Below are 21,780 nucleotides of genomic sequence, written 5' to 3'. Positions count from 1 at the left end.
ACGGCAAAAAAAACCAAGATGTACATTCATAATTTATCTCTTCAAAACTCTGTTTTAAACACTTTTATTTCTGAAATGCGAGACCTTGGTATTCAAAAAGACCGCATGCGTTTTAGGCGAAATATTGAACGTATTGGTGCCATTTTAGCTTACGAAATTAGCAAATCCCTGAGTTATAAAACCTCTACCGTTAAAACCCCTTTAGCACATTGCACTATGGATTTGATGGAAAACGACATTGTTTTATGTTCTATTTTAAGAGCTGGTGTTCCTTTGCACAATGGCTTGCTTAATTATTTTGATAAGGCTGAAAATGCTTTTATTTCGGCATACAGACACCACAAAGAAAATCCTGAAAATTTTGAAATTATCGTAGAGTATTTAGCTTGTCCAGACTTGGAAAATAAAACACTAATTCTAGCCGACCCCATGCTGGCAACAGGACAATCTATGGTGGCGACTTTTGAAGCTTTAAAGCCTTTTGGCAAACCTAAAGACGTGCATTTGGTTAGTGTTATTGGTGCCAATGACGGTGTAGATTATGTTAAAAACAACTTTTGTAAAAATACCCATTTATGGATTGCCACCATAGACGACACCTTAAATAGCAAAGGTTATATTGTACCTGGGCTTGGAGATGCTGGCGATTTGGCTTTTGGCAAAAAACTACAGCAGTAAAATAACAAAAGGTACTAAAATTATAACTGCAAAAAACAGCTCTTTAAACCATTTTTCTTGGATTATTTCAATGTAATTGGCCAGTATAACGGCTAAAGGCGCAAATAAAAACAAGAACTCACTACCGTTTTTATTTGGTGCAAAAACTATAATTAAAAACGCGATAAGTACAGCAAATAGCACCACGTAAAACGATGGCCTAAACGCTTTCTTTTTTTGTTTTATGTTATTTAAATAGAAAATACCAGCCCATAACCCAAAAGAAAAAAGCATGGTAATTATAATAATATATGGGGTTGAATTATAAGCGTTAAAATTGTAACTAAGCTCTGGCAAACTTTTAAAAACGCCAAAAAAACTACCGTAGTAAATTATTGAAGCACTAATTGAAATTAAAAAAACGGTTAATAATCCGGTAAACGGAATTAGCCAATGTTTTATATTGTTATCGGTATATAAAAGCAGCGTAATTATAATTAATAAAAAAAACAAAACAGACCAAAAGTAAAACAATGTGGCGATGGCAATCCAGAAAGCAGCATCGAATAATTTTTTCTTTACGTTTATTTGAGAACGCAAACTAATAATACGCCTATAACCCAACAGCACAAAAAAGTTGGCATAAATAATATCGGGGTTGTTTACGGTTTGCGGAAGTGCCAATAAAAACAAGCTATACAATACAACTTCGTAATTGCTTTTTTGGGATAAATTGTTTTTATCTACAATAAAGTTAAGTACAAAAATAGAAATATAACAAACAAAAAACAGAAGGGTTTGTTTTAAAAAAACAGAAGTTGTAAATGGGTTTTCAACATGCCTTATGTTAAGCACTGCAAAAGCTAAAAGCACCGTAAAAAAAACAATAGTGAAATTTATTGGCTTAGATTTATTAAAAATACTTGTAATCATTAACTGTTTTTGTATTTTAGCTACGTAAATATAGTAACTAAATGTTCGGTTAGAAAATATTATAACACAGATGAAAGATTTCTTTTACGCCATTCAAGACTTGTTTGTTAACGTTCTTTTTGTACCATTTGATTTTTTAGCAGAGTTAGAATTAGAAAACTGGTGGTTAGCAAATACAGTGTCTTGGATTTTTACCTTAATTTGTTTTGTTGCCTTATTGTATTGGTTAAAGCAGCTTAAGGTTTTTAATGATAACAACGAAGAAGACAAAAGCATTTCTTCGCATTCTTATTTGTAAACCATTTACCTTATTATTTTACTTAAATGGGATAGTATTTATATTCCAAGATAAAAATACACGGTATTTTAATTTTTTGTTTAGATTTTTTAATCAGATTCGCTTAAATCGAAACCAATATCTTTTCGGTAGTTCATTTTATCAAAACATAGTTTTTCTATACTTTGGTAAGATTTTTTAATAGCTTCTTTATAGGTGCCTCCGTATGATGTTATTGCCATTACGCGTCCGCCAGAGGTTATTATTTTACCATCTTGCAATTTTGCGCCAGCATGAAAGGGTATAGATTCGGTAATGGTTTCAACACCAAAAATTTCCTTCCCTTTTTCGTAAGCTTCAGGATATCCACCAGATACCAACATGATGGTTGTTGCGGCACGCTCGTCTATTTCAATATTAATTTTATCTAAAGTTTGGTTAGCCATGGCCTTTAGTATTTCAACAAAATCAGTCTTTAAACGCGGTAATACCACTTCGGTTTCAGGGTCGCCCATTCTAACATTATATTCAATCACTTTGGGGTCGCCGCCCACTTTTATCAATCCAATAAACACAAAACCAACATACGGCAAATCATCTTTTTTAAAACCATTTATAGTTGGTTTTACAATGCGTTCTTCTATTTTATTAAGAAATTCATCGGTTGCAAATGGCACTGGAGAAACTGCTCCCATGCCGCCAGTATTTAAACCCGTATCGCCTTCGCCAATGCGTTTATAATCTTTGGCAGTTGGTAAAATTTTATAGTTTTTGCCATCGGTTAATACAAAACAACTTAACTCTATGCCGTCTAAAAACTCTTCAATAACCACTTTTGTACTGGCTTCACCAAATTTAGCATCAACCAGCATGCTTTTTAATTCGGCTTTGGCTTCGTTTAAATCGTTTAAAATAACAACACCTTTACCGGCTGCTAATCCATCTGCTTTTAAAACGTAAGGCGGGTTTAAGGTTTCTAAAAACGCATAGCCTTTTTCAACAGATTGTTTTGTAAAACTCTGGTATGCCGCCGTAGGAATGTTATGGCGAAACATGAATTCTTTGGCAAATTCTTTACTACCTTCTAATTCGGCAGCTTTTTGTTGTGGCCCAATAACCGAAACGTGTTTTAAACTATCTTCATTTAAAAAGAAATCGTGCACGCCTTTTACCAAGGGGTCTTCAGGCCCAACCACAACCATATCTATATTTTCATTTAAAACAAGGGTTTTAATAGCTTTAAAATCGGTTACGCCAATATTTACATTGGTTGCTATTTGAGCTGTTCCAGAATTTCCTGGAGCAACGTATAGGTTTTTACATAAAGGGCTTTGGGCTATTTTCCAAGCAAAAGTGTGTTCTCTTCCGCCAGAACCTAATACTAAAATATTCATTGTGCTGTGGTTTTTTATAATGCGTAAAAATAAAACTAATTACCACTCCCGACACTTCGGGACACGACTTTTTTTTATTTACTTTACAAAAATTATTTTTATTTTGAAATTATTTGATCTTTCGTTAAAATTAAAAGGCTTTCCCATAAAGGAAGCTAAAAATCATTTAGAATCTATTCAAAATAAAGATGATAATGCCTTTAGAGATTATCTGAAAACTAAAAAACAAGACATTGTTGCTTATCATTTAAAACACAATTCGTTTTATAAAACGTTTGCAAAGGACATTAATCCATTAGATTGGAATAGTATTCCTGTGATGACCAAACAGGATTTGCAGCAACCTTTGCAAACGCTTTTAACCGATGGTTTTTCTAAAACGAATATTTATATAGATAAAACCTCTGGAGCTTCGGGAACACCTTTTGTTTTTTCAAAAGATAAGTTTTGCCATGCATTAACCTGGGCTGTTATTCAAGACAGGTTTGGTTGGTACAATATTGATTTTAACAGATCGAAACAAGCTCGGTTTTATGGAATACCGTTAGATAAAAAAGGGTTTTATACAGAAAAACTAAAAGATTTTATAAGCAACAGAACTCGATTTAACGTGTTCGATTTAAGCGATACCGCTTTACAGAAATGGTTGTCGGTTTTTAAATCGAAACCCATTATGTATATTAATGGCTATACCAGCCCCATTGTACAGTTCGCAAGATTCTTACAACGTAAAAACATGGTTTTAAATAGCGTTTGTAAATCCTTAAAAGTTTGTATTGTAACCTCTGAAATGCTTTTTGATGGTGATAAACAACTTATGGAAACCCAATTTGGAGTGCCTGTTGTTAACGAATACGGTGCATCTGAATTGGATTTAATTGCCTTTGAAAACCCAAAAAAACAATGGCAGGTAAATAGTGAAACGCTTTTTGTAGAAATTTTAGACGAGCATAATAATGTATTGCCACTAGGCGAAGAAGGCCGTTTGGTAATCACGTCGCTTTACAACAAATCGCAACCGTTTATACGTTATGATATTGGCGATATTGGCGCATTTTCCAAAAAAAGCACCCTTAATAGACCCATTCTCGAAAAACTGGTGGGCAGAACCAATGATATGGCTATTTTACCCAGTAGAAAAAAAGTGGCGGGACTTACTTTTTACTATATTACCAAAAGCATTATTGAAGGCGATGCACATGTAAAAGAGTTTATAATAGAACAACAAAAACTCGATACGTTTAAAATTATTTATGCGAGCGATAAGCCCTTTTCAAAAGAAAAAGAAGCCGTAATTAAAACTGAAATGGAGCGTTATCTTGAAAAAGGATTACATCTCATATTCGAAAAACAAACGCATTTAAAACGCTCAAAAAGTGGTAAGCTTAAACAGTTTTCATCCTTAATACCAAAAAGCCAATGAACATGACAATAGTAGCTGGTGCGCGCCCAAATTTTATGAAAATAGCGCCCATAATAGAAACCATAAAACAGAAAAACACTCAAGGGTTCAATATTAAATATAGATTAGTACATACCGGGCAGCATTACGATAAAAATTTAAGCGCTACTTTTTTTGAGGAATTAAATATTCCTTTTCCAGATTCAAATTTAGAGGTAAAAAGTGGAACGCAAGCCCAACAAACAGCGGCTATTATGGTTGGCTTTGAAAGGGAATTGCAACAACACCCATGCGATTTGGTAATGGTGGTTGGCGATGTTACCTCAACCATGGCGTGTACCATTGTAGCCAAAAAAGCAAGTATAAAAGTGGCACATGTTGAGGCCGGTATCCGGTCTGGAGACATGAAAATGCCCGAAGAAATAAATAGGATAGTAACCGATAGCTTAACCGATTATTTTTTTACAACCTCAACATACGCAAATAACAACTTGAAGCGGTTGGGCGTGATGGAAAACAATATTTTTTTCGTTGGAAACGTGATGATTGATACCTTACTCAAAAACGAAAACAGGCTAAAAAAACCTTTAATTTGGAAAGATTTAAACTTAAAGAAAAAGCATTATTTAGTGATGACACTGCATAGGCCAAATAATGTCGATGAAGCATCTCAGTTAAAAAACCTAATTACACAAATTGCAACTTTAGGGAAAGATTTTTCTATTATTTTCCCTGTGCATCCTAGAACAAAAAAATTATTACAAGGGCTTAAGCTGAACTTTGAAAACCTGCACTATATAGAACCTTTGGGTTATTTAGAGTTTAATTATTTGGTAAAAAACGCATTTGGTGTTTTAACAGATTCTGGTGGGATTACCGAAGAAACCACGGTTATGAATGTACCCTGTATAACGCTTAGGGATTCTACCGAACGCCCAGAAACTTGTGAGCTAGGAACAAATGTTTTAGTTGGAAACGATACTTTTAAAATTGAAGCTGCTTTTGAGGATTTGCTTTCCGGTAACTGGAAACAAAGTAATATTCCACAACTTTGGGATGGAAAAGCTGCCGAACGAATTGTTAATCATTTGGTTGAAATATATAAGCTATAAATGAAGGATATCCTAATAATAACTAGCTATTACCCTCCAGAAACCGGTGCGGCATCCAATAGAATTTTTCATTTAGCTAATGGGCTTAAAAAGCACAACTTTAACGTATCTGTAATTACGCCTTTGCCCAATTATCCGACCGGGGCAATATTTACCGGTTACAAAGGTAAGTTTAAACACATTACAACCGAAAAAGGCATTAACATTTTTAGATTATGGATTTACGCCAGCAACTCAAAAAATAAATTATTGCGTTTGTTTGCAATGCTCTCTTACAGTTTTAGTTTAATTTGGGTTTTTACGTGGAATAAAATCCCGAAAACCGTAATTATTCAATCGCCGCCATTAATAGTAGCATATACAGCCGTCTTTTTTTTACGATCAAAACAACGCAAGCTTATTTTAAATGTAAGCGATTTGTGGCCCATTGCAGGCTTGGAACTGGGTGCCTTAAAAAAGAATTTCAGTTATAAAATCCTTGAACGTATTGAACGATTCAATTATAAAAATGCAGATTTAATTTTAGGGCAAAGCGAAGAAATTATTACACATGTAAAATCTTTTTTCCCAAAGAAAAACACCTTTTTGTATCGAAATTACCCAGATTTTAAACCGCTTGAAATTATTCATAAAATAAAATCAAAAAAAAAACTAACCATTGTATATGCGGGTTTGCTGGGTGTAGCCCAAGGTATTTATAAGCTTTTGCAACATTTGGATTATACCAATATTGAGTTTCATATTTATGGTAATGGGGCAGAACAGTATAAGATTATAAGCTTTGTAAAGAACAACCCAAACTTACCTGTTTTTTACCACGGTGAAATAACTAGAGAAGAGTTGCATAGCGCATTATTGCAATATGACGTAACTGTTATTCCTTTATTAAATAGGATTTATGGCTCTGTACCCTCAAAAATATTTGAATATGCACGATTAGGCTTGCCCATAATTTATTTTGGAGGTGGCGAGGGCGAAAGCATTATTAAGGCAAATGCCTTAGGTTGGATTGCAACAGCTGGTAATTATAATGATTTGAATAAGGTAATTGCTAAGATTAAACCGTTTGAAATGGATATAGAATTAAAACAAAAAATAAAGGAAACAGCTCTTAAAAATTTTGACTTTAACACGCAGCTAAGCAATTTGATTGAGAAAATTTAACAGGCTTTTCCCTCTCCTCTTAAGGTATTAAAAAAGGTTTGAACATTAATTTTTTATTATTGATCGTAATGTAACATAATTAAATCGTTACCCTAAACTTGTTTAAGGGCTACATTAAGCAAATAACAGTATGTTAAATAATTATGAGACGCCAAAACGCGCTCAGTACAACGTTACGCTATATTAATACAATTATTTTTAAATCGATTATCTAACCAATTATAGTGTGCTAATCACGTTTTCAATACGTTTAAGCGTTTCGGCTTTACCAACCATAAATATAATATCGAACACATCGGGACCTTGTAAAGCTCCAACCAAAGCTAAGCGCAGTGGCATCATTACGCTTCCAAAACCAATTTCGCTATTTGTTATCCAGCCTTTTATTTCGGTTTGAAGGTTTTCTACGGTAAAATCTTCAATGTTGTTTACTATTGTAATAACTTCTTCCAAAATAGCTTTTGTGCCATCTTTAAAGGCTTTTTTTGATGCTTTCTCATCGTAAGCTGTTGGAGCTCTAAAGAAGAAATGACTCAACGCCCAAAAATCTGAAACAAATGTGGCTCGTTCTTTTATAAGTCCAATAACCATAGCCACGTAATTAACATCAATATGGTTGTTATTTTGAGCTTGTCGAGAAATCTCAAGATGAGATTCTTCGCTTTCGCTCTGAACGACATTTAGTTTTTCATTTATAATCGGCAAAAACAATTCAGCCAAACCATCATTACTTTGCTCTTGCATATAATGGTGATTAAACCATTTTGTTTTATCCGGATCAAAACGTGCCCCGGATTTATTTACCTTTTTTAAATCGAAGGCTTCTATCAATTCATTTAAAGAAAAAATCTCTTGTTCGGTTCCTGGATTCCAACCTAAAAAGGCCAAAAAGTTAACCATGGCTTCAGGGAAATAGCCATCTTCTTTGTATCCTCTAGAGATTTCATTGGTTTTAGGGTCTGTCCATTGTAAAGGAAATACCGGAAAGCCCAATTTATCGCCATCGCGTTTGCTTAGTTTGCCTTTGCCCGTGGGTTTTAAAATAAGCGGTAAATGCGCAAATTCTGGAGTTTGCCAACCAAATGCTTTGTATAATTGATAGTGCAATGCTAAACTGGGCAACCACTCTTCGCCACGTATTACGTGCGAGATTTCCATTAAATGGTCGTCCACAATATTTGCTAAATGGTAAGTGGGCATGCCATCGCTTTTAAACAACACTTTATCATCTAAAATATTGGTATCGATTTTAATATCACCCCGAATTATATCTTTTAAATGCAGGGTTTTATCTTGTGGCGATTTAAATCGAATCACATAATCGTCGCCAGCCTCAATTTTAGCTTTAACTTCTTCCGCGCTAAGCGATAAAGAATTACTTAATTTAAGCCGGTTGTGCCAATTGTAAATAAAGGTTTTGCCTTTGGCTTCGTGGTCTTTTCTGTGAAAATCCAATGCTTCGGCAGTATCGAAAGCGTAATAGGCGTTGCCCGAAGCAATCAACTCATCGGCATATTTTTTGTACAAATGTTTACGCTCGCTTTGGCGGTACGGACCAAATTTTTCATTCTTGTTTGGGCCTTCATCAAAAGGCATATTGCACCAATTTAAGGCATCAATAATATACTGTTCTGCGCCTTCAACATAGCGGTTTTGGTCGGTATCTTCTATTCTTAAAATAAAAGTTCCGTTGTGTTTTTTAGCGAATAAATAGTTAAAAAGTGCGGTTCTAACGCCTCCAATATGTAAAGGTCCGGTAGGACTTGGTGCAAAACGCACACGAACGTTTTTGGTCATGTTTTGTTATTTTTGGCAAAGATATGTATTAAGACAGAAGACCGAAGCTAGAAGGCCGAAGTTTTTTATTTTTATTAAACCAAAAACTTAATTAACACTTAATTATAAATGTCGTAAAAAATAAAATTGTAGTTTAGTCTATTAATTCAGTTTTTTTTCATTTCCCCGCGTTGTATTGAGCATGTAGAAATGAAAGCGGAAATCTGTTTAAATATGAGCAATTTTAAAACCATACAAACCAAATTAGAGCAATTTATTGCCAGGTATTACATTAACGATTTAATAAAAGGCACGATTTTGTTTTTTGCCATTGGCTTGCTTTACTTTTTGTTTACGCTGTTTATCGAGTATGTTTTATGGTTAAAACCTTTGGCGCGAACCATTTTGTTTTGGTTGTTTGTTTTTGTTGAAGTGGTTTTACTTGTTAAGTTTGTGGCGCTGCCGCTGGCTAAATTATTTAAGCTTAAAAAAGGCATTGATTATGCAGATGCCTCAAAAATTATAGGGCAGCATTTTCCTGAGGTTAACGATAAATTGCTTAATGTACTTCAGTTAAAACAAAACCCTTCGCAATCGGAATTGTTGTTGGCAAGTATCGAACAAAAATCTATAGAACTAAAGCCTGTTCCGTTTAAATTAGCTGTAAATTTTAAAAACAACCTTAGCTATTTAAAGTATGCCGCCATTCCTGTTTTAATCATTTTAATAACGTTTTTAACAGGAAAATCTAATTGGTTTAGCGATAGTTACGAGCGTGTAACAAATTACAAAATTGCATACCAACCGCCTGCTCCGTTTGAGTTTTTTGTGGTTAATAGTAACTTAAATGCCATTGAAAACAAAGATTTTAAATTACAGGTTACAACCGCAGGCGAGCTCACTCCAGAAAGCGCGCAAATAAATTATAACAGCGAAACCTATTTTTTAAATAAAAATGGCATTAGCGAGTTCGAGTATGTCTTTACACAGCCCAAAACCAATATAGAATTTACTTTAAACGCAAACGGCGTAACATCAAAAACTTATACTTTAAACGTTGTTGAAACGCCTTCTTTATTGAGCTTCGAGATGGTTTTAGATTATCCGAAGCACACCAAAAAGAAGAAAGCTGTTTTAAAAAGCACGGGAAATGCCATTGTTCCAGAAGGCACAAATGTAACGTGGCAGCTAAAAACAAAATCGACCGATAATGTACATTTGTATGCCAAAGACACGCTAGATTTTTCTTCTGATAAATTGAATAATTACCAATTATCTAAACGCATCTTTAACCATTTTGATTATAGCCTTAGTACCAGCAACGCCAACCTTAAAAACTTTGAAAATCTGGCTTTTAGAATTGATGTGGTTAAAGACGAATATCCAGAGCTAAACCTTAAAATGCAGGTGGACAGCTTAGATTTACAAACGCTTTATTTTTACGGGCAAATAAGCGATGATTACGGAATTAGCAAACTGCAAATGGTATATTACCCTGTAAATGATGAATCAAAAAAACAAATAGATAACATTCCAATTTCCAATTCAAATATAGATGAGTTTATTACAGCATTTCCAAATAATTTGAACATTGAAGCAGGAATTACTTACGAATTATATTTTCAAGTATTTGATAATGATGTAGTTAACAAATATAAGCGCACCAAAAGCAATGTGTTTACTTATAGAAAACGCACTAATGAAGAAGAGGAGCAAAAACAATTAAAAGAACAAAACGAAACGATAAAAGACTTAAACAAATCTTTAGAAAAGTTTGAGGAACAAGATAAAAAACTTCAAGAATTATCTAAAACCCAAAAGGAAAAATCGAGTTTAAATTTTAACGATAAAAAGAAATTAGAATCATTTTTAAAACGTCAGAAACAACAAGACGAAATGATGAAAAATTTCAACAAAAAGCTAAAAGAGAACTTAGAGAATTTTCAAAAGGAAAATATAAAAGAAGATGTCTTTAAAGAAGATTTAAAAAAGCGATTAGATGAAAATGAAGAGCAGCTTAAAAAAGATGAGAAACTTTTAGAGGAATTAAAAAAGCTCCAGGAAATAATTAATAAAGAAGAGCTAACACAAAAATTAGAAGAATTAGCAAAACAGAACAAAAACAAAAAAAGAAGCCTCCAACAATTAATAGAATTAACCAAACGGTTTTATGTTGAAAAGAAATTGGAAAAGCTCAGAAGCGATCTAGAAAATTTAGCTGAAGAGCAAGACCAATTATCAAACAAAAAAGATGAAGAAAACACCAAAGAAAAACAAGACGAATTAAATAAAGAATTTCAAGATTTTAAAAAAGAAATAGATCAACTTGAAAAAGATAGTAAAGCATTAAAAAAGCCAATTGCTATTCCACGAGATAAATTAGATGAAAAAGAAGTGGATGATGAACAGCAAAAAGCAACTGAAGAATTAGAAAAAAACGAGAATCAAAAAACACCAAAAAACAAAAATAGCGCACAAAAAAGCCAAAAGAAAGCCGCTCAAAAAATGAAGAAAATGAGCCAAAAAATGCAAAGCTCGATGATGAGTGGTGGAGAATCTAACCAAATGCAAGAAGATGTTGAAACGTTGCGGCAAATTCTCGACAATTTAGTCCTTTTTTCTTTTGATCAAGAAGCGTTAATGAATCAATTTAAGAGCATAGAAATAAACCATAATAATTATGCGTCCTTTTTAATAAAGCAACACCACTTAAAAGAACATTTTGAGCATGTTGATGATAGTTTATTCGCGTTATCATTACGCCAACCAAAACTATCAGAAACCGTAAATAAAGAAATTACCGAGGTGTTTTATAACATCGACAAATCACTTAGTCTTTTGGCCGAAAACCAATTATACCAAGGGGTTTCAAATCAACAATTTACTATTACAGCAGCTAATAATTTGGCTGATTTTTTGAGTGATGTTTTAGATAACATGCAAGAGAATATGAGCATGTCTCCCGGCAAAGGCGGGCAGGGCGATATGCAATTGCCTGATATTATTATGAGCCAAGAAGAACTCAACAAAATGATGGAAGAGGGCATGAAAAAAGGAGAGGGGCAAAAACCCGAAAAAGGTAAGGGCGATAAAGAAGGCGAAGGTGATAAAAAAGGAGAAAAAGGAAAAGACGGGAAAGACGGGAACAATAAAGGAAAAGGAAATGAAGGCAATCAAAACGGTGGAGAAGGCCAAGGAGAAAACGAAGATTTAAATGGCAAGTTATATGAAATTTATCAGCAACAACAACAATTACGAAAAGCTTTAGAGGAGCGTTTAGCAAAAGAAGGAAAAGGTAATAAAGGAAATGGAGCGGCCTTATTAAAAAAAATGGAAGAAGTGGAATTGGATTTATTAAACAAAGGATTTACAAATCAAACCCTCCAAAAAATGATGGAACTAAAACACCAATTATTAAAAATGGAGAACGCTACATTTCAGCAAGGCGAAGACAATAAACGAGAATCTGAAACCAATAAAAATAATTTCGACAATAATACAAACAATCAAATCCCATCGGCTAAACAATATTTTAATACTACCGAAATATTGAACAGACAAAGCTTACCTTTGCGTCAAATTTACAGAAAGAAAGTTCAAGAGTACTTTAAAAAAACAAATGATTAGTTTTAATTACGAAACCGATTTTTTATTGGAAAACGAAGAGGCCGTTTCCTCATGGATTTCACAAACCATTTCCGCAGAAGGGTTTAAAGAAGATGATATAAATTATGTGTTTTGCGATGATGCCTATCTTCATAAACTTAACGTAGAATTCCTCAATCACGATACTTTAACCGATATAATTAGCTTTGATTATTCAGTCGGAAAAATTATACAAGGCGATATTTTTATTTCCGTTGAACGGGTAGCTGATAATGCTAAAGATTTTAATACTCCTTTTGAAGAAGAATTACATCGCGTAATAATCCACGGTATTTTACATTACTGTGGCTACAAAGATAAAACCGATGAGGACGCCAATGAAATGCGCAACAAAGAAAACCACTACTTAATGCAAATGGTTTAATATTTAAGAATTCAGCGTATATTTGCAAACCAAAATTATTAAGGTGTTCCACGTGGAACGTTTTAAATTTACAAAACAAATAACACATTGAGCTTGCTGAAATGTGTATCATTCAAAGCAAAAAAACAATAGGATGTTTAACGACCTTTATGATGTTATAGTAGTTGGTGCTGGCCACGCAGGGAGTGAAGCCGCCGCCGCCGCCGCCAATATGGGAAGCAAAACACTGCTTGTTACCATGAACTTACAAAACATTGCGCAAATGTCTTGCAACCCTGCTATGGGCGGTATTGCAAAAGGCCAAATTGTTCGTGAGATTGATGCGCTTGGGGGCTATAGCGGTATCGTTTCCGATACTTCGGCCATTCAGTTTAAAATGCTTAACAAGTCCAAAGGGCCTGCTATGTGGAGCCCTAGAGTGCAGAGCGATAGAATGCGTTTTGCCGAAGATTGGAGATTACTTTTAGAAGGCACACCAAATCTTGATTTTTATCAAGAAATGGTTTCTGGCTTGTTGGTTAAGAATCATAAAATTGTTGGAATAAAAACGTCGCTTGGATTAGAGATAAAAGGCAAAACCGTTGTGCTTACAAACGGTACTTTTTTAAACGGATTAATTCATATTGGCGACAAGAATTTTGGAGGAGGAAGAGCAGGCGAGAAAGCCGCAACCGGAATCACGGAACAATTGGTTGATTTAGGTTTTGAATCTGGCAGAATGAAAACCGGTACACCACCAAGAGTGGATGGTCGTTCTTTAGATTTTTCTAAAATGACAGAACAGCCCGGGGACGTCAATCCAGAAAAATTTTCGTATTTAGACATTACAAAACCCTTGGAAAAACAGCGCTCTTGCCACATGACTTATACAAGTGAGTTGGTACATGATATGCTTCGTGAAGGTTTTGATAGATCGCCCATGTTTAATGGTAGAATAAAAAGCTTGGGGCCGCGTTATTGTCCGTCTATCGAAGATAAAATCAATCGTTTTGCAGATAAAGACAGGCATCAATTATTTATTGAGCCAGAAGGTTGGAATACCTGTGAGGTATATGTGAATGGCTTCTCAACTTCGCTGCCAGAAGACGTGCAATTTAAAGCATTACGCTCTGTTGTCGGTTTTGAAAATGTTAAGTTTTTCAGACCAGGTTATGCTATAGAATACGATTATTTTCCACCCACACAATTAAAACATACTTTAGAAACTAAGCTTGTACAGGGCTTGTATTTTGCAGGACAGATTAACGGTACAACCGGGTATGAAGAAGCGGCCTCACAAGGATTGATGGCGGGTATAAATGCCAGCTTAAAAGTTAAGGAAAAAGATCCTTTTACCCTAAAAAGAGATGAAGCCTACATTGGTGTTTTAATAGACGATTTGATAACAAAAGGTACCGAAGAACCGTATCGTATGTTTACATCGAGGGCCGAATACAGAACCTTGTTGCGTCAAGATAATGCAGATAAAAGATTAACACCTAAAGGTTTTCGCCTAGGCTTAGCTTCTGAAAAACGCCTAAAGCGCATGGAGCAAAAACATGAAGCGGCAGAAAAATTTGTTAGCTTTTTTGAAACACAAAGCGTCAAGCCAGAGGAAATAAATCCGATATTGGAATCAAAAAAATCGTCACCTGTTAAACAATCAGGAAAACTTTTTAAAGTGTTTGCCCGCCCTAATATTGATATGGATGATGTTAGAAAAATTGAAAGTGTCGAGGCTTATATTAAAGAAAACAATTTGGACAGAGAAGTGATTGAGCAAACAGAAATACAGGTAAAATATTCAGGATATATTGCTAAAGAAAAAAATAATGCCGACAAATTGAGCAGGTTGGAATATGTAAAAATCCCTGAAAATTTCGATTATTCGCAAATTAAATCCATGAGTTTCGAAGCGCGCGAAAAGCTTAAAAAAATACAGCCCACAACGGTGTCGCAAGCCTCTAGAATTAGCGGTGTGTCACCAAATGATATTTCGGTTCTATTGGTTTACATGGGGCGTTAGGCTCATATTAAATTAAAAAGCCTATTTATTGTATTTATAAAAAATAGAAACGTTCCACGTGGAACATTCGTTTTTTTGTCATTCCTGCGGAGGCAGGAATACGCTTTTGAAAACAAAACAAAATCGTTATTGTGCGATTTATTTTTAGAAAACAACTTGCTAAAACATTCGTGAATTAGTGGCAAAAACTACCTATTTAAAAGTAAAAGATCATTCTGTTTCAGGAGAGGAATTCGAATTAATACAAAATTCAGAATACGGATTCTTAGAAACTTCACCACAACCATCTTTAGGTAAATTACCCGATTATTACAAAAGTGAAGATTATATTTCGCATACAGATTCGCAACGCAACCTATTTGAAAAAGCATACCATTTAGTTCGGCAATTTTCACTTAAAAAGAAATTAAAATTAATTAACTCGTTCGCTTCAAAAGAAAAAAACCTTTTAGATGTTGGATGCGGAACTGGCGATTTTTTACAAACCGCAAAGCAAAACAATTGGAAGATTTTTGGAATTGAACCTAACGAACAGGCCCGAGATATTGCCAATAAAAAAAACAATAACGCTGTTTTTAAAACAGATCAACTTTTAAAGTTTCAACCAAACAGCTTTGATGTTATTACACTTTGGCACGTTTTAGAACACCTTCCAAATTTAGAAGAACAGATTTCGATATTAAAAAAATTATTAAAACCAAATGGCAATTTAATTATTGCTGTACCCAATTATAAAAGTTACGATGCCACACATTACAAACAATTTTGGGCCGCTTACGATGTGCCCAGGCATCTTTGGCATTTTAACAAAGCATCTGTTTCAAAATTAGTTTTAAAGCAAGCCTTCAAAGTTGTTAAAATTAAACCCATGTGGTTTGATGCGTTTTATGTAAGTCTGCTTTCAGAAAAATACAAATCCGGAAAAATGAATTTTATTAATGGCTTTTGGATAGGTTTGCTTTCAAATTTAAAATCTCTTGGTACAAAAGAAGCATCTTCATTAATTTATATCATAAAAAACAATTAAAATTTGTTTTCGCTATTGCATTTAAGCTTTTAGTTAACCAAACAACTCTATGATAGGCTAATTTATAAAAGCGCCTTAATTCGCTTAATACGCTTTTGTTTTTAATAGATAAAAATTATTTCAAAAAAATTATCAATAATATTTTGTTATAAGTTAAATTCAAAATAATTCCGCTTTAAATTATCACATACTTTATTACATTTGTGCGAAACCTAAAAACAGAATAACCAAACAGATAAAACATTCTTAATTTAATTTTCCATGCACTTGAAATGATTATATGAATGTAACATCAAACAAAAAAACATTAAACAAAAAAACAGATGAAAAATATAGTTTACGTAGTATTGGCAATGATTGTTTTATCCTCTTGTGAAAAACAAGCAAAAATAGGATATGTAAATAACGGAACGCTTATAAACGATTTCCAGGAGAAAATAGATCTTGAAGCAAAATTCCAAATTCAAGAAGAAGCTTTTAAGAAAAGAGCCGATAGTATAGGTAAGGCATTTCAGTTAGAAGTACAAGAAACCCAAAAGAAAGCGCAACGGGCATCTCAAAAAAAACAACATGAATTAATGAGCGGTTTGCAGCAAAAGCAACAACAATTACAACAGCAAATGCAATTTGAGCAACAATTGTTAAGCCAATCTTTTCAAACCGAAATAGATTCTGTAATTGTTAAAGTAAAAGATTTTGTAAAAGATTACGGCAAGAAAAACGGATATACCTACATTTTAGGAACTACAGATGCCGCATCAACCGTTATGTACAGCACCGACGATAACGATTTAACACAAACCATTTTAGAAGCTTTAAACGGCACCGATAAAGAAGCGGCTAAAGAAACCGACAAAAAAGAATAAGCCATAAAACACTAATAAACAAATAGTTAAACGCTTTTAGGATAATTTCTGAAAGCGTTTTTTGTTTCAAGTATTTTTGGATTTGTCTTTTTATCCTAATGAGCAGTTTATTATTCTTTTTTATGAAGCAAACGCGTTAATTTAATCGATAAATCGGTTAAAATAATTTTAGCATTACCGTTGCGCTCAATATGGTAAATGGCATCTTGCAGCTCGTTGCTTATTTCCATAATATTATTACCGTGTACAAAAGGGGCAAAATTCTCGAGTTTGAATTTTTCGGTCTTAGGCTCTAAAAAAACAAGATTGGTAGCGTTGTAGTTTAGCAATAATGCTTGTCTAAAAAAATCCAAACAAAAATTAAGGAATTGCTTTTGGGTTTCGCGCCCTGTTTTGGCAATATCGGCACTCCAAGAAATTAAATCGTGTATGGCCGCTTTGTTGCCTTTGGCTTTAAAAGCACTGCGAATCCAGAAAATAAACCAGGTTTCAAATTGTATGTCCTCAGAATCCTGATATACCAAATCGCAAGCCTTATTATAATTCCCGTTAGATTGGTGGGCAATTTTTGTAGCTTCATTAGCATCAATGTTGTACTGCTTTACCAAGGCGTTTTTTATTACGTCTTCGGCCAATGGCGGAAAATGCAAAACTTGGCAACGCGATTTAATGGTGCTTATTAGCTGCTCTTCATCTTCGGCAATTAAAATAAATACCGTTTTATTTGGCGGCTCTTCAATAAGCTTTAAAAGTTTGTTGGCACATGCGGTATGCATTTTTTCGGCCATCCAAATCAGCATTACTTTGTAACCGCCTTCATAAGATTTCAGCGTAAGCGATTTTACAATATCATGCGCTTCATCAACCCCAATTTGCCCCTGTTTATTATCAACACCAAGCAGTTTGTACCAATCAAACAAATTGCCGTAAGGCTGTTCCTTTAGCAATTGGCGCCACTCATCCAAATAAAAACTAGATACCGGTTTGCTTTTTACCTTATCGCTGGTGGTTACCGGAAAAGCAAAGTGTAAATCGGGATGCGAAAAATGATTGAATTTTAAGTTACAAGCAGCGTTTCCCGAAGTATTATCGCCACCAGAATTAGCACATAAAATGTAACGCGCATAAGCAATGGCCATGGGCAAAGTGCCAGAACCTTCGTTGCCAACAAATAGTTGGGCATGGGGTATCCGGCCATTATCCACACTTTGCGTTAAATGTTTTTTAATATGTTCTTGTCCTAAAATATCCTTAAAAAGCATAAAACAAAAGTAACTGAATTTTATTAGAAGTTAAGCACCAAAAAGAATGTAAAATCCCATCTCATTGTATTTGGGCGTTACCCTATCGGGTCGGGCTTTCCGCTATATCTTTTTAAAGCGTCATTGCGAGGACGAAGGACGTGGCAATCTGTTAAATTTCAGTTTGGCCAAAACCAATTCTTTTTTGTCTTTAAAAAGGAAGCCGCTGCAATCCCTAACGAACTTACTTGCAATATTATGGTTTTAAATTTGATGTTTTTTTATTTATGGAGCGATTCGTTTAATTGAATTTGAATATCGATTGTTATAAATTATCGATATTCAATCGTTAAACGAAGTTCGACATTTTTTCTAACAAAGCCAAGTGATGCTCTAAATTCAAAAAAACATAAAAAAGCAAACAGTAACGATTTATTACAAAATCGTAATTGAAATAATTGTAAACCGTATATTTGCAATCTTAAAATTTAATAATTAGGTGAGTCCATCCAATCTCTCGCAAACCTATCTACAGACTTTGCAAATGCAAAATCTGCAAAACGCTATTGCCCAAACTCAAAACAAAACACATTTAAAAGGACTCGTTGGGTCGTCTTTTTCATTTGTCATTTCAAGTCTTTTTAAACATGCCGAAAAACCTTTTCTAATTGTTTTTAACGATAAAGAAGAAGCCGCACACTACCTTAACGATTTAGAGCAATTGTGCAACCCAAAAGATGTGCTGTTTTACCCGGGCAGCTACCGCAGGCCTTACCAAATTGATGAAACCGATAATGCTAACGTACTGCTTCGTGCCGAGGTTTTAAACCGTATAAATTCGCAAAAAAAACCAGCCATAATTGTTACCTATCCCGATGCGCTTTTCGAGAAAGTGGTTACCCGAAAAGAGTTGGAACGCAACACCTTAAAAGTATCGGTAAACGATAAAATAAGCATCGATTTTGTAAACGAAGTACTGTTCGAGTACCAATTTAAGCGTGTTGATTTTGTAACCGAACCCGGAGAGTTTTCGGTACGCGGCGGTATTGTGGATGTGTTTTCGTTTTCGCACGATGAACCTTATCGTATCGAATTTTTTGGCGATGAGGTAGATAGCATCAGAACCTTCGATGTAGAAACCCAGCTTTCTTTAGAGCAGATAAAAAAAATTAATATCATCCCCAATGTTGCCAAGAAATTATTAAACGAAAACCGCCAAAGTTTCTTAAAATATATCGCTCAAAAAACAGTGGTTTGTTTTAAAAATGCAAATCTGTTCTTTGCTCGAATAGACGATTTTTATGAAAAAGCCGAAGAGGCTTTCAAATTACTCGACTCCGAATTAAAACATGCCCAACCAGATGAGTTATTTAGTAATTCTGAATTGTTAAAAAAGCAATTACTCGATTTTTCGATTATTGAGTTTGGAACAACGTCTGTTTTTAAAAATAATGTCGTTGTTAGTGAAACGTCGCATGATTCTCGTAATGGCGTAAACCAAATCGTTTTCAACACCACACCGCAACCCGCGTTTAATAAACAATTCAACCTTTTAATAGAAGACTTAAATACCAATCACGAAAAGGGTTACACCAATTATATTGCTTGCATTAGCGAGCAGCAAGCAAAACGGTTCCATGATATTTTCGACGATTCCAATCTCGATGTCAAGCAATATCAAACCATCATTTTATCGTTGCATCAAGGTTTTGTAGATCATGATAACAAAATGGTGTGTTATACCGATCATCAAATTTTTGAGCGTTACCATAAGTTTCATCTAAAAAGTGGTTACGCCAAAAAGCAGGCCATTACTTTAAAGGAACTTACAAATTTAGATATTGGCGATTATGTAACCCATATAGACCACGGTATTGGGCGTTTTGGCGGACTCCAAAAAATTGATGTTGAAGGCAAAAAACAAGAAGCCATAAAATTGGTTTACGGCGAGCGCGATGTGCTGTATTTAAGTATCCATTCGTTACATAAAATTACCAAGTTTAACGGTAAAGACGGCAAACCTCCCAAAATTTACAAACTTGGTAGTAAAGCTTGGAAAACCCTTAAACAAAAAACAAAAGCTCGGGTAAAACATGTGGCTTTCAACTTAATAAAATTGTACGCAAAGCGTAAAACCCAAAAAGGTTACCGGTACAATCCAGACAGTTACATGCAACACGAGTTGGAAGCCTCTTTTATTTATGAAGACACACCAGACCAAAGTACGGCAACCGCAGATATTAAAGCGGATATGGAAAGCGAACGCCCCATGGACCGACTGGTTTGTGGCGATGTGGGTTTTGGTAAAACCGAAGTGGCCATTCGTGCAGCCTTTAAAGCCGTAGATAATGGCAAACAAGTGGCCGTTTTGGTGCCAACTACCATTTTGGCTTACCAACATTCCAGAACCTTTAAGCAGCGTTTAAAGAATTTTCCTGTAACGGTAGATTATGTAAATCGATTTAGAACCGCTAAAGAAAAGCGCGAAACTTTAGAGGGCTTAGAAAAAGGAAATGTCGATATTATTATTGGTACACATCAATTAGTCAACAAAAACGTAAAGTTTAAAGATTTAGGATTGTTGATTGTCGATGAAGAGCAAAAATTTGGAGTTTCAGTAAAAGAAAAACTAAAGACTTTAAAAGACAATGTAGATGTGCTAACGCTAACCGCAACACCAATTCCGCGTACCTTACAATTCAGTTTAATGGCGGCACGCGATTTATCGGTAATTACTACACCACCGCCAAACCGTTACCCCATTGAAAGCCATGTTATCCGTTTTAACGAAGAAACCATTCGCGATGCAGTAAGTTACGAGATTCAACGTGGCGGGCAAATATTTTTCATTCATAATCGCATAGAAAACATAAAAGAAGTTGCCGGCATGTTACAGCGTTTAGTACCCGATGCAAAAATTGGCATTGGCCATGGGCAAATGGAAGGTAAAAAACTTGAAGAACTCATGCTTCAATTTATGGATGGTGCTTTCGATGTTTTGGTAAGTACCACCATTGTTGAAAGTGGATTGGATGTGCCAAATGCCAACACCATTTTTATAAATAACGCCAATAATTTCGGGTTGAGCGATTTGCACCAAATGCGTGGTCGCGTGGGTAGAAGCAACAAAAAAGCCTTTTGCTATTTTATAACCCCTGAATATTCTGCAATGACCGATGATGCCAGAAAACGTATCACCGCTTTAGAGCAATTTACAGAGTTGGGCAGTGGTTTTAATATCGCCATGAAAGATTTAGAAATTCGTGGAGCCGGAGATTTATTGGGTGGCGAACAAAGCGGTTTTATAAACGAAATAGGTTTCGATACCTATCAAAAAATACTAAATGAAGCCATTGAAGAACTTAAAGAAAACGAGTTTAAAGATTTGTATGATGAAGATGAAACCGATAAAGCTTATGTAAAAGAGGTAACCATTGATACCGATTTCGAATTGCTTTTTCCAGACGATTACGTAAATAATATTGCAGAACGACTAAACCTGTACACCCAATTAAACAACTTAAAAACCGAAGCAGAATTACAAAAATTTGAGTTAGACCTCATAGACCGATTTGGGGAATTGCCAACACAAGTAACTGATTTATTGAGTAGTGTCCAAATAAAGTGGATGGCCACAACATTAGGATTCGAAAAAGTTATCATGAAACAAGGTAAATTTGTGGGGTATTTTATAACCGATCAGCAAAGTAAGTTTTACCAAAGCGAAAGTTTTACAAAAGTGCTTAAATTTGTGCAAGCAAACCCGGGCATTTGCAAGATTAAAGAAAAGCAAACCCGAAATGGTCTTAGGTTATTGCTTACTTTTAATGCCGTTAAAACCGTAAAACAAGCCTTGGCACTTTTAAAACCTATTATGGCTTGATTATTGTTTTATT

General features: G+C 34.6%; 15 protein-coding genes. 11 read left to right on the top strand and 4 right to left on the bottom strand.

Annotated elements, in window-relative coordinates:
* Nucleotides 1-18: 18 nt before the first annotated feature.
* Complete coding sequence (gene upp / locus ACFSQS_RS13735) at nucleotides 19-678, top strand: uracil phosphoribosyltransferase (RefSeq protein WP_388020086.1); 660 nt, start codon at nucleotides 19-21, stop codon at nucleotides 676-678.
* On the opposite strand, the gene ACFSQS_RS13730 is transcribed toward upp, so the two are convergent.
* Nucleotides 667-1,590: a DUF6427 family protein gene (locus ACFSQS_RS13730; RefSeq protein WP_388020083.1), complete on the bottom strand. Its 924-nt coding sequence runs from the start codon at nucleotides 1,588-1,590 to the stop codon at nucleotides 667-669. The two genes, upp and ACFSQS_RS13730, sit on opposite strands and share 12 nt — an antisense overlap.
* A gap of 70 nt (nucleotides 1,591-1,660) precedes the next feature.
* Here ACFSQS_RS13730 and ACFSQS_RS13725 point away from each other — a divergent pair, with 70 nt between their 5' ends.
* Nucleotides 1,661-1,888, top strand: coding sequence for a DUF6341 family protein (locus ACFSQS_RS13725; RefSeq protein WP_388020080.1), 228 nt, complete (start codon nucleotides 1,661-1,663; stop codon nucleotides 1,886-1,888).
* 89 nt (nucleotides 1,889-1,977) lie between these two features.
* Here ACFSQS_RS13725 and purD read toward each other — a convergent pair whose 3' ends face one another.
* Nucleotides 1,978-3,261 (bottom strand): phosphoribosylamine--glycine ligase, encoded by a 1,284-nt coding sequence (gene purD / locus ACFSQS_RS13720; RefSeq protein ID WP_388020077.1) that lies wholly within the window; start codon nucleotides 3,259-3,261, stop codon nucleotides 1,978-1,980.
* Nucleotides 3,262-3,364: 103 nt separating this feature from the next.
* Between purD and ACFSQS_RS13715 the strand changes: the two genes are divergently transcribed.
* The 3 genes from ACFSQS_RS13715 to ACFSQS_RS13705 are packed head-to-tail and all read left to right on the top strand — an operon-like array spanning nucleotide 3,365 to nucleotide 6,939.
* The gene (locus tag ACFSQS_RS13715) at nucleotides 3,365-4,684 is read left to right on the top strand and encodes a phenylacetate--CoA ligase family protein (RefSeq protein ID WP_388020074.1); all 1,320 of its coding nucleotides are present in this window, start codon (nucleotides 3,365-3,367) and stop codon (nucleotides 4,682-4,684) included.
* Nucleotides 4,681-5,775: a non-hydrolyzing UDP-N-acetylglucosamine 2-epimerase gene (wecB, locus tag ACFSQS_RS13710; protein ID WP_388020071.1), complete on the top strand. Its 1,095-nt coding sequence runs from the start codon at nucleotides 4,681-4,683 to the stop codon at nucleotides 5,773-5,775. Before ACFSQS_RS13715 ends, wecB begins: the two co-directional genes overlap by 4 nt.
* A complete protein-coding gene (locus tag ACFSQS_RS13705; RefSeq protein ID WP_388020068.1) occupies nucleotides 5,776-6,939 on the top strand; it encodes a glycosyltransferase family 4 protein in 1,164 nt (387 codons plus the stop codon). It abuts the gene before it with no gap.
* A gap of 219 nt (nucleotides 6,940-7,158) precedes the next feature.
* On the opposite strand, the gene gltX is transcribed toward ACFSQS_RS13705, so the two are convergent.
* Nucleotides 7,159-8,736 carry a glutamate--tRNA ligase gene (gene gltX / locus ACFSQS_RS13700; protein WP_388020065.1) on the bottom strand — a complete coding sequence of 526 codons (1,578 nt, stop codon included), beginning with the start codon at nucleotides 8,734-8,736 and terminating at the stop codon, nucleotides 7,159-7,161.
* Nucleotides 8,737-8,949: 213 nt separating this feature from the next.
* Between gltX and ACFSQS_RS13695 the strand changes: the two genes are divergently transcribed.
* The 5 genes from ACFSQS_RS13695 to ACFSQS_RS13675 all read left to right on the top strand — a co-directional run bounded on the left by ACFSQS_RS13695 (nucleotide 8,950) and on the right by ACFSQS_RS13675 (nucleotide 16,643).
* Entirely contained in the window at nucleotides 8,950-12,342 is a 3,393-nt protein-coding gene (locus ACFSQS_RS13695; RefSeq protein WP_388020062.1) for a hypothetical protein, read from the top strand.
* Nucleotides 12,335-12,745 (top strand): rRNA maturation RNase YbeY, encoded by a 411-nt coding sequence (gene ybeY / locus ACFSQS_RS13690; RefSeq protein ID WP_388020059.1) that lies wholly within the window; start codon nucleotides 12,335-12,337, stop codon nucleotides 12,743-12,745. The genes ACFSQS_RS13695 and ybeY overlap by 8 nt, the downstream gene beginning before the upstream one ends.
* 133 nt (nucleotides 12,746-12,878) lie before the next feature.
* A complete protein-coding gene (gene mnmG / locus ACFSQS_RS13685) occupies nucleotides 12,879-14,750 on the top strand; it encodes a tRNA uridine-5-carboxymethylaminomethyl(34) synthesis enzyme MnmG (RefSeq protein ID WP_388020056.1) in 1,872 nt (623 codons plus the stop codon).
* Nucleotides 14,751-14,928: 178 nt separating this feature from the next.
* Nucleotides 14,929-15,777, top strand: a complete 849-nt coding sequence (locus tag ACFSQS_RS13680; protein ID WP_388020053.1) for a class I SAM-dependent methyltransferase — start codon at nucleotides 14,929-14,931, stop codon at nucleotides 15,775-15,777.
* Between the two features lie 323 nt (nucleotides 15,778-16,100).
* Nucleotides 16,101-16,643 (top strand): OmpH family outer membrane protein, encoded by a 543-nt coding sequence (locus tag ACFSQS_RS13675; protein WP_388020050.1) that lies wholly within the window; start codon nucleotides 16,101-16,103, stop codon nucleotides 16,641-16,643.
* A gap of 110 nt (nucleotides 16,644-16,753) precedes the next feature.
* Here ACFSQS_RS13675 and ACFSQS_RS13670 read toward each other — a convergent pair whose 3' ends face one another.
* Nucleotides 16,754-17,905, bottom strand: coding sequence for a DNA polymerase III subunit (locus tag ACFSQS_RS13670; protein WP_388020047.1), 1,152 nt, complete (start codon nucleotides 17,903-17,905; stop codon nucleotides 16,754-16,756).
* A gap of 523 nt (nucleotides 17,906-18,428) precedes the next feature.
* On the opposite strand from ACFSQS_RS13670, the gene mfd reads away from it, so the two are divergent.
* A complete protein-coding gene (mfd, locus tag ACFSQS_RS13665; protein ID WP_388020044.1) occupies nucleotides 18,429-21,767 on the top strand; it encodes a transcription-repair coupling factor in 3,339 nt (1,112 codons plus the stop codon).
* The last annotated feature ends 13 nt before the right edge of the window (nucleotides 21,768-21,780 follow it).

Origin of the sequence: Gelatiniphilus marinus (assembly GCF_042684345.1) — a bacterium.
Classification (GTDB): domain Bacteria; phylum Bacteroidota; class Bacteroidia; order Flavobacteriales; family Flavobacteriaceae; genus Gelatiniphilus; species Gelatiniphilus marinus.
This window is presented reverse-complemented; position numbering and strand designations above follow the sequence as displayed.

What these genes read in the sequence shown, in the direction of transcription:
- upp (WP_388020086.1), top strand. Translation starts at nt 19, where the DNA reads ATGTACATTCATAATTTATCTCTTCAAAACTCTGTTTTAAACACTTTT.
- ACFSQS_RS13730 (WP_388020083.1), bottom strand. Translation starts at nt 1,590, where the DNA reads ATGATTACAAGTATTTTTAATAAATCTAAGCCAATAAATTTCACTATT.
- ACFSQS_RS13725 (WP_388020080.1), top strand. Translation starts at nt 1,661, where the DNA reads ATGAAAGATTTCTTTTACGCCATTCAAGACTTGTTTGTTAACGTTCTT.
- purD (WP_388020077.1), bottom strand. Translation starts at nt 3,261, where the DNA reads ATGAATATTTTAGTATTAGGTTCTGGCGGAAGAGAACACACTTTTGCT.
- wecB (WP_388020071.1), top strand. Translation starts at nt 4,681, where the DNA reads ATGAACATGACAATAGTAGCTGGTGCGCGCCCAAATTTTATGAAAATA.
- ACFSQS_RS13705 (WP_388020068.1), top strand. Translation starts at nt 5,776, where the DNA reads ATGAAGGATATCCTAATAATAACTAGCTATTACCCTCCAGAAACCGGT.
- gltX (WP_388020065.1), bottom strand. Translation starts at nt 8,736, where the DNA reads ATGACCAAAAACGTTCGTGTGCGTTTTGCACCAAGTCCTACCGGACCT.
- ACFSQS_RS13695 (WP_388020062.1), top strand. Translation starts at nt 8,950, where the DNA reads ATGAGCAATTTTAAAACCATACAAACCAAATTAGAGCAATTTATTGCC.
- ybeY (WP_388020059.1), top strand. Translation starts at nt 12,335, where the DNA reads ATGATTAGTTTTAATTACGAAACCGATTTTTTATTGGAAAACGAAGAG.
- mnmG (WP_388020056.1), top strand. Translation starts at nt 12,879, where the DNA reads ATGTTTAACGACCTTTATGATGTTATAGTAGTTGGTGCTGGCCACGCA.
- ACFSQS_RS13675 (WP_388020050.1), top strand. Translation starts at nt 16,101, where the DNA reads ATGAAAAATATAGTTTACGTAGTATTGGCAATGATTGTTTTATCCTCT.
- ACFSQS_RS13670 (WP_388020047.1), bottom strand. Translation starts at nt 17,905, where the DNA reads ATGCTTTTTAAGGATATTTTAGGACAAGAACATATTAAAAAACATTTA.
- mfd (WP_388020044.1), top strand. Translation starts at nt 18,429, where the DNA reads ATGCAAAATCTGCAAAACGCTATTGCCCAAACTCAAAACAAAACACAT.